We start from the raw sequence: 13,388 nt of genomic DNA on the forward strand, positions 1-13,388 counted from the left end.
ACCTGCCCCGACCGCCCGCGCGCCGCCCCCGTGCGCGGACGTCTTCCCGGAAGGACCCGAGATGTCGCAGCCCCACCGTAGGCCTCCGCTGTCGCCCGAGGCGGCCCAGATCGTCCGCGCCATGCAGGCCGGCCGGCTGTCCCGTCGTTCGATGCTCACCGGTGCCGGAGCCCTCGGGATGGGCGCCTTCCTGGCGGCCTGCTCGACGTCCGCCCCCGGCGCGACCGGCTCGGCCACGGGGGGTGCCGGCACCGGCACCGCCCCCGCCGGCAAGCCCAGCCCCGCCGTCGACAAGTCCGACGCCGAGAAGGTCGTCAACTGGGCGAACTGGACGCTGTACCTGGACTTCGACGACAAGTCCAAGACGTACCCGACCCTCGAGGCCTTCCAGGAGAAGACCGGGATCAAGGCGACGTACTCCGAGGACATCGAGGACAACGACAGCTACTACGGCAAGGTGCAGGCCCAGCTCAAGGCGGGCCAGGACATCGGCAAGGACATCGTCGTCTTCACCGACTACATGGCCGCCCGCGTCGTCCGCCAGGGCCTCGTGCAGCCGCTCGTCGAGTCGGTCATGCCGAACAAGAACAACATCCTCGACAACCTCGCGAACGTCTCGTACGACCAGGGCCGCAAGCAGTCCCTCACCTGGCAGTCCGGCTACGCGGGCCTGGCCTGGAACAAGGCCAAGGTGCCCGGCGGCCTGAAGAACGTCAGCGACCTGTGGAAGCCCGAGCTCAAGGGCCGCGTCGAGGTGCTCTCGGAGTGGCGGGACACCCTGGGGCTGATCATGATGGAGCAGGGCAAGCGGATCGACGCCAAGTTCGCCGACGCCGACTTCGAGAACGCGCTCGCGGTCCTCGAGAAGCAGCTCAACGACGGCCAGATCCGCCAGGTCAAGGGCAACTCCTACAAGGAGGACCTCATCTCCGAGGACGCCCTGGCCGTCATCGGCTGGTCGGGCGACATCTTCCAGCTCGTCGCGGAGAACGGCGACAAGTGGGGCTTCGCCCTTCCCGAGGCCGGCGGCACGCTGTGGAGCGACAACATGGTCATCCCCGTGGGCTCGCCGCACGCGAAGAACGCCTCGACCCTCATGAACTACTACTACGACCCGAAGATCGCCGCCGAGGTCGCCGCGTACGTGAACTACATCTGCCCGGTCAAGGGGGCCCAGGCCGAGATGGAGAAGATCGACGCCGAGCTCGCGAAGAGCCCGCTGATCTTCCCGACGGAGAGCGACCTGAGCAACGTCCAGGTCTTCTTCTCGCTCGACCCCGAGACCGAGACCAGGTACACGGAGCAGTTCCAGAAGGTGCTGGGCAACTGATGGCCCAGGACACCGGAGGCGACCTGCACCTGCGGGACGTCACGAAGAGCTTCGGCACCTTCACGGCCGTCGACGACCTCACCCTGACGATCCCGCAGGGCTCGTTCTTCGCGCTGCTCGGCCCGTCCGGCTGCGGCAAGACGACGACGCTGCGGATGATCGCCGGCCTCGAGGAGCCGACCGTCGGGTCCATCACGCTCGGCGAACGGGACATCACCCACGCCAAGCCGTACAAGCGCCCCGTGAACACGGTCTTCCAGAACTACGCGCTCTTCCCGCACCTCGACATCTACGAGAACGTCGCGTTCGGCCTGCGCCGGCGCGGCGCCAAGGACGTCGACAAGCAGGTCATGGAGGCGCTCGCCCTCGTCGAGCTGCCGCACCTGGCTCGGCGCAAGCCGGGGCAGCTGTCCGGCGGCCAGCAGCAGCGCATCGCGCTGGCGCGGGCGGTCGTCAACCGGCCGCAGGTGCTGCTGCTCGACGAGCCGCTCGGCGCGCTCGACCTCAAGCTCCGCCGGCAGATGCAGATCGAGCTCAAGCGGATCCAGACCGAGGTCGGCCTGACGTTCGTGCACGTGACCCACGACCAGGAGGAGGCCATGACCATGGCCGACACCGTCGCGGTCATGAACCACGGCCGGATCGAGCAGATGGGGGCACCGAGCGAGCTGTACGAGGCGCCGTCCACGACCTTCGTGGCGAACTTCCTCGGCCAGTCCAACCTCGTCACGGGCCGCCGGATCGCCGCCGACGCCGACGCCGTCACCGTGCTCTGCCACGGCCAGAACCTCCAGGTGCCGGTGAGCCGCTGCGGCACCGAGGACGTCGACGTGCTCCTCGGCGTCCGGCCCGAGAAGATCCACCTCGGCGGCGAGGCGCAGGAGGTCGCCGCGGGGCTCAACCGGTTCGCCGGCGGGATCGTCAGCGACGCGAGCTTCATGGGCGTCTCGACCCAGTACCTCGTCCGGCTGCCGTGGGGCCAGGACCTCACGGTCTTCGCGCAGAACCGCGGCATCGGCGAGCAGTACCCCGTCGGCTCGCGGGTGACGCTCTCGTGGGAGCCCGCGCACACGTTCGCCCTCGCGGGCGACGCGACCGCGGGCGTCGAGAGCGACCTCGCCGTCCCGGTGGGCTGACATGGCCATCGCCTCCGTCACGCACACGGGGCCGGCGGCGCCGCCGCCGGTCCCCGCCGGCCGCAGCCGCTCGCTGACGCCGTACCTGCTGCTCCTGCCCGGCATCGCCTGGCTGACGATCTTCTTCGTCGTCCCGATCGTCACGCTCTTCGGGACCTCGCTCCAGGTGCCCGCCGAAGGCGGCGAGACGGGCGTCTTCGTCCAGGCGTTCCGCTTCGCCAACTACGTCGACGCCGTCACGGAGTACTGGGCGCAGTTCTCCCGGTCCTTCGTCTACGCGGGGATCGCGACCGTGCTCGCGCTGGCGATCGGCTACCCGCTCGCGTACATGATCGCGTTCAAGGCGGGCCGGCTGCGCAACCTGCTCCTCGTGCTCGTCGTGGCCCCGTTCTTCGCGAGCTTCATCCTGCGGACGATCGCGTGGCGGCAGATCCTCGCCGACGAGGGGTTCGTCGTCTCCTCGCTCAAGTGGCTGCACGTCATCCCGCAGACGGCGACGGTCACCGCGAGCGCGGTCGCCGTCGTCGCCGGCATCACGTACAACTTCCTGCCGTTCATGACGCTGCCGCTCTACGCGAGCCTGGAGCGGATCGACCCGCGCCTGCTCGAGGCCGGGTCGGACCTCTACGGCAACGGCTTCACGGTCTTCCGGAAGGTGACGTTCCCGCTGTCGCTGCCCGGCGTCGTCGCCGGCACGCTGCTCACCTTCATCCCGGCGGCCGGCGACTACGTCAACGCGGCCCTGCTCGGCCGCCAGCCGGGCACCGCGATGATCGGCAACGTCGTCGAGAGCCGGTTCTTCCGGATCGTCGACTACCCGACGGCGGCGTCGCTCTCGTTCGTCCTCATGGCGGCGATCCTCCTGCTCGTCTTCCTCTACATCCGCAAGGCCGGCACCGAGGAGCTCGTGTGACGACCACGGTCACCACCGCGGGCGGGACGGCGGGCCCGCGCGCGGACCGCCCCGCGCCGTCCGCCCCCGCGCTGCTGCGCGCGCGGCGCTGGCTGGGCCGCAACGCGCTGCGCATCTACGGCGCGATCGCGTTCGCCTACCTGTTCACGCCGATCGCGTACATCACGGTCTTCTCGTTCAACGACGGCGGCCGGTCCAACCTGGTCTGGCGCGGGTTCACGCTGAAGAACTGGGCGAACCCGTGCGGTGCGCCGGAGGTGTGCTCCGCCGTCGGGAACAGCCTGAAGATCGGGCTCACGGCGACGGTCATCGCGACCGTGCTCGGCACGATGGTCGCGTTCGCCCTCGGCCGGCACCGGTTCCGCGGCCGGACGGCGACCAACCTCGTGCTCTTCCTGCCGATGGCCACGCCCGAGGTCGTGCTCGCGGCGTCGCTGCTCACGCTGTTCCTCCAGATGGCCCCGATCGGCATCCGGCTCGGCGTGACGACGATCGTCATCGCGCACGTGATGTTCTGCCTGAGCTTCGTCGTCGTGACCGTCAAGGCCCGGATCGCCGGTCTCGACCCGCGGCTCGAGCAGGCGGCGGCCGACCTCTACGCGACCGAGTGGCAGACGTTCCGGCGGATCACGCTGCCGCTCGTGGCACCCGGCATCGCCGGTGGTGCGCTCCTCGCGTTCAGCCTGTCGTTCGACGACTTCATCATCACGAACTTCGTGTCGGGCAACGTCAATACCTTCCCGAAGTTCGTGTACGTCTCGGCGCAGCGCGGCATCCCCGCGCAGGCGTACGTCATCGGCGCGTTCATGTTCTTCCTCGCGCTGACGATCGTCCTGGTCGCCGATATCGTGCGGCGTCGTCGCGCACCGAAGTAGAGGCGGAGCAGGTCCATGTCGGCACCGAGCACCCGGTTCGCGGACGCCGCCCGGGCGGCGCTCGCGGGCGTCCGCGACGTCCCGGTCTGGCTCGACACCCCGGACCGGCCCGCCCGGCGCCCGGCGCTGGACGGCGACCTCGTCGTCGACCTCGCGATCGTCGGCGGCGGGCTCACCGGCCTGTGGGGCGCCGTCCTCGCGGCGCAGGGTGCCCCGGCCAGGTCGGTGGCCCTCCTCGAGGGCGGCGACCTCGCGTGGGCCGCGAGCGGACGCAACGGCGGGTTCTGCTCGTCGAGCCTGACCCACGGCCTCGCGAACGGCCTGTCGCGCTGGCCGGACGAGATGCCGACCCTGCTCGCCATGGGCGAGGAGAACCTCGACGCGATCGAGGCGACCGTCGCCGAGCACGGGATCGCATGCGACTTCCGCCGCAGCGGCGAGCTGACGGTGGCCGTCGAGCCGTGGCAGGTGGCCGAGCTCGCCGAGCTCGCCGAGGCCGCCCGCGGGCTCGGCGAGAAGGTCGAGCTGCTCGGCGCGGACGAGACCCGGGCGCTCGTCGACTCCCCGACGTACCTCGGGTCGCTGCACGACCCGCGCTCGACGGCGATCGTCGACCCGGCCCGGCTCGTGTGGGGCCTCGCGGACGTCGCCGAGCGGCTCGGCGTCACCCTGCACGAGCGCACCCGGGTCGTCGGGATGCACGACGAGGGCGGCATGGTCCGGCTCGACACGACGTCGGGCCGGGTCCGGGCCCGGCAGGTGCTCCTCGGGACCAACGCGTTCCCCTCGCCGCTGCACCGGCTGCGGCCGTACGTCGTCCCGGTCTGGGACCACGTCATCGCGACCGAGCCGCTCACCGCCGACCAGCTCGCGGCGATCGGCTGGGCCGGGCGGCAGGGTATCGGCGACGCCGGCAACCAGTTCCACTACTACCGGCTCACCGCCGACGACCGGCTCGTCTTCGGCGGGTACGACGCGCTCTACTACTTCGGCAGCGACCTCGCGTCGCGCCGCCGGCGCAGCCCGGCGACCGAGCAGCTGCTCACCGAGCACCTCCTGGAGACCTTCCCGCAGCTCGAGGGCGTGCGGATCGGCCACACCTGGGGCGGTGCGATCGACACCTGCACCCGGTTCACGGCGTTCTGGGCGCAGGCGATGGGGGAGAAGGTCGCCGCCGTCCAGGGCTACACCGGGCTCGGCGTCGGGGCGTCCCGGTTCGGCGCCCAGGTCGCCCTCGACCTGCTCGACGGCGCGGACACCCCGCGGACCAGGCTCGAGATGGTCCGCCGCAAGCCCGTCCCGTTCCCGCCCGAGCCGTTCCGCTGGGCCGGCATCCAGCTCACGCGGCGCAGCATCGCCCGCGCCGACGCCACGCAGGGCCGGCGCGACGTGTGGCTGCGCACCCTCGACCGGCTGGGCCTCGGCTTCGACTCCTGACCGTCGTCCGGCGGCCCCCGGACGCGCGGCTTCTTACACAGTGTCGATCGAACGGGTGACATGGGAACGACATGTCATGGCGAGCCGGGACGGCGACCCGGCAGACTGACGCCATGACCGACCTGAGGACCATCGCCCACTTCGTCGACGGCAAGCCGTACAGCGGCGCCGGCGACCGGACCGCCCCCGTCTACGACCCCGCGACCGGCGCCCAGCAGGCGCAGGTCCGCCTGGCGTCGTCCGCCGACGTCGACGACGTCGTCGCCTCCGCCGTCACGGCCGCGGCCGCGTGGCGCAACTCCTCCCTCGCCGCCCGGCAGAAGGTGCTCTTCGCCGCCCGTGAGCTCATCGCGGCACGCGCGCCGAAGATCGCCGAGGCGATCACCGCCGAGCACGGCAAGGTGCTCTCCGACGCCGCGGGCGAGGTGCAGCGCGGCCTCGAGGTCGTCGAGTTCGCGTGCGGCATCCCGCACCTGCTCAAGGGCGGGTTCAGCGAGGGCGTCTCGACCGGGGTCGACGTCTACTCGATCCGCCAGCCGCTCGGCGTCGTCGCCGTCATCTCGCCGTTCAACTTCCCGTCGATGGTGCCGCTGTGGTTCGTGCCGGTGGCCATCGCGGCGGGCAACGCCGTCGTCCTCAAGCCGAGCGAGAAGGACCCGACCGCGGCCGTCCTCATCGCCGAGGCGTTCGCCGACGCCGGCCTGCCGCCGGGCGTGCTCAACGTCGTCCACGGCGACAAGGAGGCCGTCGACCGGCTCCTCGAGCACCCCGACATCAAGGCCGTCTCGTTCGTCGGCTCCACGCCGATCGCCCGCTACGTCTACGAGACCGGCACCCGCAACGGCAAGCGTGTGCAGGCCCTCGGCGGCGCGAAGAACCACATGCTCGTGCTGCCGGACGCCGACCTCGACCTCGCGGCGGACGCCGCGGTCAACGCGGGCTTCGGCTCGGCAGGGGAGCGCTGCATGGCGATCTCCGCGCTCGTCGCGGTCGACCCGATCGGTGACGAGCTCGTCGCGAAGATCAAGGAGCGGATCGCGACCCTGCGCACCGGCGACGGCCGTCGCGGCTGCGACATGGGCCCGCTCGTCACCGCAGCGCACCGCGACAAGGTCGCCTCCTACGTCGCGGCGGGCGCCGAGGCCGGGGCCGACGTCGTCGTCGACGGCCGCGACGTGACGCCGGACGCGGACGGCGAGGGCTTCTTCCTCGGCCCGACCCTCATCGACAACGTCACCCCGTCGATGAGCGTCTACACCGACGAGATCTTCGGCCCGGTGCTCTCCGTCGTCCGGGTGCCGTCCTACGAGGCGGGCCTCGACCTCATCAACTCCAACCCGTACGGCAACGGCACGGCGATCTTCACCAACGACGGCGGCGCCGCACGGCGCTTCCAGTACGAGGTCGAGGTCGGCATGGTCGGCGTCAACGTGCCGATCCCGGTGCCGATGGCCTACTACTCCTTCGGCGGCTGGAAGGCCTCGCTCTTCGGCGACAGCCACGCCCACGGCGCCGAGGGCGTGCACTTCTTCACCCGCGGCAAGGTCGTGACGTCGCGCTGGCTCGACCCGAGCCACGGCGGCCTCAACCTCGGCTTCCCGCAGCACACCTGATCCACCGCGCCCCCACCGCTCATACTCGCGCCCCGTACCGTTCCCGCCCTCTCCAGGGCCGGGAAACGGTACGGGGCGCGAGCACGAGCAGGGGGTCAGTCGCCCTTGCGGAACTCCTCGCCCGTCTCCGGGTCGATGGCCGTGGCACCCTCGGGGAGGTTGGACAGGTCGGGGGCGATGACGATGTCCGGCAGACCGGAGTCGGGCAGGCGGACCGTCTCCTCCTCCATGGCCACCCCGGCGAGGATGAGGTCGTGGGCACCGCGCCGCGGCAGCGTCTCGCCGCGGAAGAACGCCGGTGCGACCGCGCGCTGGACGAGCATGAGGACGACGCCGAGCAGCAGCGCGCCGATGCCGACGACGAACACGCCGCCGATGCCGAACATCGTCGTGTTGCCGTACTCGGGGTCGGCGTAGTTGTACGCCGAGATGAGGAACGCGCCGAGGAGCATGACGCCGCCGAGGAACGGCAGGACACCCTGCATGACGAGGTTGCGCGCGCTCTGCGTGATCGTGCGGCGGTAGAACCACACGGCCGCGAAGCCCGTCGTCCCGTAGTAGAACGCGATCATGAGGCCGACGGCCGCGATCGAGTCGCCGAGGATGTCCTCGCTGACGAACGTCATGCCGACGTAGAAGGCGATCGAGACGATGCCCATCCAGACGGTGGCGTCGGTCGGTGTGAGGTAGCGAGGGTGCACCCGTGCGAAGCGCTCGGGGATTGCCTTGTAGGCGCCCATGGACAGCGCCGTGCGCGCGGTCGGGAGGATCGTCGTCTGGGTCGACGCGGAGGCCGACGTGAGGACGGAGATGACGAGCAGCGCCTCCATGAAGACGCCGAACCCGCTGTCGCCGAACACGACCGGGCCGAGCGCCCGGAAGACGTCGTCGCTGTTCTCCTCGTTGCCCAGGCCGATGCCCTCGGTGCCGACCCCGGCGAAGGCGACGGTCGCGATGCTGACGATCGCGTACGTGGTGAGCAGCAGGAGGGTGGAGATGACGGCGGCCCGGCCGGGCGTCTTCGCCGGGTCGGCGGTCTCCTCGTTGACGGCCACCGCGGTGTCCCAGCCCCAGTAGATGAACACCGCGATGAGGACGGCGGTCACGAGGGCGTTCGTCGTGAGGCCGTTCGGCACGAGCCAGCCCAGGCTCGGCGTGAGCGAGCCCTCCGGGCCGTTACCGCTGAGCACCTTGGTCAGGGCGATGCCCGCGAAGATCACGAGCACGATCAGCTCGATCCCGAGCAGGCCGTACTGCAAACGGGCCGAGACCTCGATGCCGCGGTAGCAGATGTACGTCATGACGACGATCCACACGACGCCGGCGACCATGCTCCAGAACGAGGAGTCGGCGAGGGAGTCGGCACCGACGAGCAGGTAGCCGTACGAGCCGGCGATCTGGGCGAGGTTCGCCATGACGATGACGTCGGCGGCGATGATGCCCCAGCCGCCGATCCAGCCCACCCAGGGCCCGAACGCGCGGGCCGCCCACGTGAAGGTGGTGCCGCAGTCCGGCTCGGCCTTGTTGAGCTCGGAGTACGCGATGGCGATGAAGAACATGGGGACGAACGCGAGAAGCATGATCGCCGGGGCCTTCACGCCGACGATGCCGTCGCCGTTCGTCACGGCGACGACGAAGCCGAGGCTCGCGGCGAGGCTGTAGGCGGGCGCGGTCGACGCCATCCCGACGACGACGCTCGAGAGCAGCCCGAGCGCCCCGGCGTTGAGTCCCTTGTCCGAGGCCGCTTCCGGGTAGCCGATCGGTGCTGCGCTGTGGTCGATGGCCAACTGACCCTCCTGGCTGCTGTTTCCGTCGCGTTACGACGCGAAGGCGACGGATCCGACGCTCGAATGCCTGATCCAGTGCGCGAACCGTAGCGGGAGTGATCGGCTTCCGGGAAGCCCTTCGGCGAAGTCGGGTGATCGGTGCGCGGGTCAGCGCGCGGTGAGCGCGTCGAGCACCGGGCCGAGCACGGTCGCGACGAGCCGGGCGCCGGAGATCTGCCGGCGGGTCCACGGGGCCGGGGCGTCCAGGGCGCAGACGAGCACGCCGACCGTCGTGCCCCGGCTCCGGACCGGGACCAGGAGCGCGGCGCCGGGCGGTGCCCCGGCCGCGGGGCCGGGCGGCGTGCTGCGGCCGTCGTACACCGGCACGGACGCCCCGGCGCGCAGCCGCTCGCGGACCTCGGGCCGCTCGGCGATCCGCAGCACGGACGTCGTGCCCGGGTCGGCGTCCGAGACCGGGGAGAGCCGCTCCAGGTCCGGCCCGCACGCCCCGAGCACGACCCCGGAGCAGCGGAGCACGGCGGCGGACGACGCGGCGACCGCGCCGAGGTCCGCGAGCGACCGGACGTCGGTGAGCCGGGCGACGAGGTCGGGCACCGTCGCGACGGAGTCCTGCGGCGGGGGACCGGTGAAGAGCCGGTCCAGGCTCGCCCGGCACGCCTCGACCGCGCGGGCGTCGACCTCGCCGGGCCGGGTCGTGGGCCGGCCGACGAAGAACCCCTGCGCGGTCGCGACGTCGAGCTCGGCGAGCGCGACGAGGTCGGCGGCGTTCTCGACGCCCTCGGCGCACACCCGGGCGCCGATGTGGTCCGCGAGGTGGACGACGGCCCGCACGAGCGCGGCCCGGGCGTCGTTCGTCGCGACGCCGTCGACGAGGTGCTTGTCGATCTTCACCGTGTCCGGGGCGAGGTCGACGACGCGCCGCAGGCCCGCGTAGCCGGCGCCGACGTCGTCCACGGCGACGAGCGCCCCGCGCTCGCGCAGGGCCGCGATCCGGCGGCGCAGACCGACGACGTCGTCCACGGACTCGTTCTCGGTGAGCTCGATCTCCAGCCCGGACAGGTCCGCGGGCAGTGCTGCCTGGACCTCAGGCGTCCCGAGCGAGCTGGGGGAGAGGTTGACCGACAGCACGGTCCCCGCCGGGCGCCCCGCGCCGAGGGCGATCGCCCGCCCGAGCGCCGCGGCCTCGACCTGCGGGCCGAGCCCGACGGCCCGGCCGGCCGCGATCCACTCCTCGGTGCCGCCGGGCCGGGCCTCGCGGCGCCGCTCGCCCGGGGCCGGGTCCGGGAACCGGGCGAGCGCCTCGTAGCCGGCGACCTCCAGCCGGGTCAGCGAGAGCAGCGGCTGGAACTCCACGTGCGGTCCGCCGGCCTCGAGCACGTCCGAGACGACGACGAGGCGGGTGTCCCGGCGCCGGCGGTCCCGGCGACGGCGGTCGCCCGCGCGCTGCTCGCCACCGGCCACGGTCCGCCGGACCGCGGCCGCGGCAGGTCTGCGCGCGCGGTCCGCCACCCGGCAAGGATCGCAGGTCGGGGCGGTGCGCGGGGCCGCTCCGCGGCACCTGGGGGCGTCCGTGACCACGGGGCCGGACCGTCCGCTCCCGGCCCGCGCGCGGACGGCGACGGACGGCGAGCCGAGGGTGACCGAGTCCCCCGGACGGCGTCACCGCCCGGGCGAGGCGACGTCGTCCGACTCGCCGTGACGGCGACTCGCGGGCGGGCCGGGAGGTGGCAGCATGGCGCCCTGGCGCGGGACCGCGCCGCGACGCGAGCCGTACCCGAGGAGGACCGCACGCATGAGCACGACGACAGGTCTGAGCAGCCGCGAGAGCGCGGTGCTCGCCGGGGTCCGAACCGGCCTGTTCATCGGCGGCGAGTGGCGCCCCGGCAGCAACGGCGTCGTCGCGGTCGACGACCCCTCGACCGGTGAGGTCATCGCCGAGGTCGCGGACGCGAGCGTCGAGGACGCGCAGGCCGCGCTGGCGGCCGCGGTCGCCGTCCAGGAGTCGTGGGCCGCGACGGCCCCCCGTGAGCGCGGCGAGATCCTGCGCCGTGCCTTCGAGCTCATCACCGAGCGCAGCGAGGACCTCGCCCTGCTCATGACGCTCGAGATGGGCAAGCCGCTCAAGGAGTCCCGCGGCGAGATCGCCTACGCCGCCGAGTTCTTCCGCTGGTTCTCCGAGGAGGCCGTGCGGATCTCCGGCCGGTACTCGGTCGCCCCGAACGGCGCGACGCGGCTGCTGACGATGAAGCAGCCGGTCGGCCCGTGCCTGTTCATCACGCCGTGGAACTTCCCGCTCGCGATGGGCACCCGCAAGATCGGGCCCGCGGTCGCCGCCGGCTGCACGATCGTCGTCAAGCCGGCGACCCAGACCCCGCTGTCGATGCTCGCGCTCGCCGGGATCATGACCGAGGCGGGCCTGCCCGAGGGCGTCCTCAACGTCGTCACGACGTCGCACACCGGCCAGGTCATGGGCGAGCTCATCAAGGACTCCCGGCTGCGCAAGCTGTCCTTCACCGGTTCCACCGAGGTCGGCAAGAAGCTCGTCGCCCAGTCCGCCGAGCAGCTCCTGCGGATCTCCATGGAGCTCGGCGGCAACGCGCCGTTCCTCGTCTTCGGCGACGCCGACCTCGACGCCGCCGTCGACGGCGCGATGCTCGCGAAGATGCGCAACATGGGCGAGGCGTGCACGGCCGCGAACCGCTTCATCGTCCACGAGTCCGTCGCCGACGAGTTCTCCCGCCGGCTGGCCGACCGGATGGGCGCGCTCACCGTCGGCCGGGGCACGCTCGACGGCATCGACGTCGGGCCGCTCGTCGACCGGCCGTCGCAGGTCAAGGTCGGCGAGCTCGTCCAGGACGCCGTCGACAAGGGCGCCACGGTGCTCACCGGCGGCGGGACCGTCGGCGAGCAGGGCTACTTCTTCGCGCCGACCGTGCTCAAGGACGTCGCACCCGACACCCGCCTGCTCGCCGAGGAGATCTTCGGCCCGGTCGCCCCGGTGACGACGTTCTCCTCCGACGACGAGGCCGTCCGGCTCGCGAACGACACCGAGTACGGGCTCGTCGCCTACTTCTTCAGCAAGGACCTCACCCGGGCGCTCACGGTCGCCGAGGGCCTGGACACCGGCATGGTCGGCATCAACCAGGGCATCGTCTCGAACCCGGCCGCGCCGTTCGGCGGGGTCAAGCACTCCGGGTTCGGTCGCGAGGGCGGTGCCGAGGGCATCGAGGAGTACCTCGACGTCAAGTACGTGGGGATCGCGCTGTAGGCAGGCCCGGCCTGCGGGCCGGGCCGCCCGGACGACCGGGGCCGGTCAGGCCCCGGTCGTCGAGGCGACGGAGTCGTAGAGGTTCTCCGCCGTCGTCCCGAGGTAGGTGCCCCACAGGTACCCGTCGAGCCCGACGTAGCTGAAGCTCGTCACGGACACCAGGGTGCCGCGGCCGGTGGCCGGGTCGAGGTCGGCGACCCACGGGCCGCCGCTCGACCCGGGCGTCATGTCGCACCGCAGGCCCTGGTCCGGCGAGCCGCCGTACGTGTCCTGGCGCAGGTAGCCGCGGCAGTACGTGAGGTGCTCGCCGTCGAACGGGTCCGCCGCTGGGTAGCCGAGCGCGGTGACCCACTCGCCGCGGGCCCGCCCGAAGTCGATCGCCTGGCCGCCGACCGCCTGCCCGAGCGTCCGGTTCGAGGCGTTGCGGCCGACGTTCGCGAAGCCGACGTCGTCGTCGAAGTCCTCCGGCCCGGTCCGCCAGCCGGTCGTCGTCGCGAGGTGGGTCGCGACGAACTGGCCGTACGGTGCCGTCCCGTTCGTCCGGTAGCCCGGGACGAAGACCCAGCTCGTCGCGTAGGCGCCCGGGGACGTCCCGTCGCCGCCCTCGTTGACGCAGTGCCCGGCGGTGAGCACCGTCGAGGCGTCCGGCGAGCTGACCGCGCTGCCCGAGCAGACGTAGTCGCCGCTGTCCAGGTGGAAGAAGACCTTCCCCGTCGTGCGGGCGAGCCGGTGCGTCGAGGGGGTCGGCCACGAGCGACCGGTGACCGTGGCGCCGCGGGTGCGCCACACCCGGTCGAGCCGGCTCGTGACCGACGGCGGCCGGGTGGCCCGGCCCCCGGCGGCGACCCGGACGGCGGTCGCGGGCACCCGGGTCGTGGCGACGACGTAGGGGCGGGCGGCACGCATCCGGGCGGGCGTCCAGTAGGCCCGGACCGCCCGCTGCGCGGCGGCGGTCGTCGCCGCGGCCCGGACCCGGCCGACCGGCGTGCCGTCGGCGGCGCGGACGAGGCGGTCGGCACGGTCGGAGGC

General features: G+C 72.4%; 10 protein-coding genes. 7 read left to right on the forward strand and 3 right to left on the reverse strand.

Annotation, left to right across the window (positions count from 1 at the left end; translation table 11 throughout):
* Positions 1–61 precede the first annotated feature (61 nt).
* The 6 genes from ECOMGDLI_RS04450 to ECOMGDLI_RS04475 all read left to right on the forward strand — a co-directional run bounded on the left by ECOMGDLI_RS04450 (position 62) and on the right by ECOMGDLI_RS04475 (position 7,304).
* Positions 62–1,330 (forward strand): PotD/PotF family extracellular solute-binding protein, encoded by a 1,269-nt coding sequence (locus ECOMGDLI_RS04450; RefSeq protein WP_088314261.1) that lies wholly within the window; start codon positions 62–64, stop codon positions 1,328–1,330.
* Positions 1,330–2,466: an ABC transporter ATP-binding protein gene (locus tag ECOMGDLI_RS04455; protein ID WP_088314264.1), complete on the forward strand. Its 1,137-nt coding sequence runs from the start codon at positions 1,330–1,332 to the stop codon at positions 2,464–2,466. The genes ECOMGDLI_RS04450 and ECOMGDLI_RS04455 overlap by 1 nt, the downstream gene beginning before the upstream one ends.
* Position 2,467: 1 nt before the next feature.
* The gene (locus tag ECOMGDLI_RS04460; protein WP_088314267.1) at positions 2,468–3,379 is read left to right on the forward strand and encodes an ABC transporter permease; all 912 of its coding nucleotides are present in this window, start codon (positions 2,468–2,470) and stop codon (positions 3,377–3,379) included.
* Positions 3,380–3,450: 71 nt separating this feature from the next.
* Complete coding sequence (locus tag ECOMGDLI_RS04465) at positions 3,451–4,254, forward strand: ABC transporter permease (protein ID WP_088314284.1); 804 nt, start codon at positions 3,451–3,453, stop codon at positions 4,252–4,254.
* A 15-nt stretch (positions 4,255–4,269) separates the two neighbouring features.
* On the forward strand, positions 4,270–5,691 hold the full coding sequence (locus tag ECOMGDLI_RS04470; protein ID WP_088314269.1) for an FAD-binding oxidoreductase: 1,422 nt from the start codon (positions 4,270–4,272) through the stop codon (positions 5,689–5,691).
* 122 nt (positions 5,692–5,813) lie between these two features.
* A complete protein-coding gene (locus ECOMGDLI_RS04475) occupies positions 5,814–7,304 on the forward strand; it encodes a CoA-acylating methylmalonate-semialdehyde dehydrogenase (protein WP_369812712.1) in 1,491 nt (496 codons plus the stop codon).
* A gap of 95 nt (positions 7,305–7,399) precedes the next feature.
* On the opposite strand, the gene ECOMGDLI_RS04480 is transcribed toward ECOMGDLI_RS04475, so the two are convergent.
* Both ECOMGDLI_RS04480 and ECOMGDLI_RS04485 read right to left on the reverse strand, forming a co-directional pair.
* Complete coding sequence (locus tag ECOMGDLI_RS04480) at positions 7,400–9,091, reverse strand: APC family permease (RefSeq protein ID WP_233153312.1); 1,692 nt, start codon at positions 9,089–9,091, stop codon at positions 7,400–7,402.
* Between the two features lie 147 nt (positions 9,092–9,238).
* Entirely contained in the window at positions 9,239–10,600 is a 1,362-nt protein-coding gene (locus tag ECOMGDLI_RS04485) for an EAL domain-containing protein (RefSeq protein ID WP_158220897.1), read from the reverse strand.
* 283 nt (positions 10,601–10,883) lie between these two features.
* Between ECOMGDLI_RS04485 and ECOMGDLI_RS04490 the strand changes: the two genes are divergently transcribed.
* Entirely contained in the window at positions 10,884–12,359 is a 1,476-nt protein-coding gene (locus tag ECOMGDLI_RS04490) for an NAD-dependent succinate-semialdehyde dehydrogenase (protein ID WP_088314278.1), read from the forward strand.
* 45 nt (positions 12,360–12,404) lie between these two features.
* On the opposite strand, the gene ECOMGDLI_RS34445 is transcribed toward ECOMGDLI_RS04490, so the two are convergent.
* On the reverse strand, positions 12,405–13,388 hold a 984-nt coding region (locus tag ECOMGDLI_RS34445), incomplete at its 5' end, for a serine protease (RefSeq protein ID WP_088314281.1).

This window comes from Kineosporia sp. R_H_3 (assembly GCF_002198675.1).
In the GTDB taxonomy this organism is placed as follows: domain Bacteria; phylum Actinomycetota; class Actinomycetes; order Actinomycetales; family Kineosporiaceae; genus R-H-3.

Excerpts from the sequence above, each read along its gene's own strand:
- ECOMGDLI_RS04450 (WP_088314261.1), top strand. The coding sequence starts at position 62 with ATGTCGCAGCCCCACCGTAGGCCTCCGCTGTCGCCCGAGGCGGCCCAG.
- ECOMGDLI_RS04455 (WP_088314264.1), top strand. The coding sequence starts at position 1,330 with ATGGCCCAGGACACCGGAGGCGACCTGCACCTGCGGGACGTCACGAAG.
- ECOMGDLI_RS04460 (WP_088314267.1), top strand. The coding sequence starts at position 2,468 with ATGGCCATCGCCTCCGTCACGCACACGGGGCCGGCGGCGCCGCCGCCG.
- ECOMGDLI_RS04470 (WP_088314269.1), top strand. The coding sequence starts at position 4,270 with ATGTCGGCACCGAGCACCCGGTTCGCGGACGCCGCCCGGGCGGCGCTC.
- ECOMGDLI_RS04490 (WP_088314278.1), top strand. The coding sequence starts at position 10,884 with ATGAGCACGACGACAGGTCTGAGCAGCCGCGAGAGCGCGGTGCTCGCC.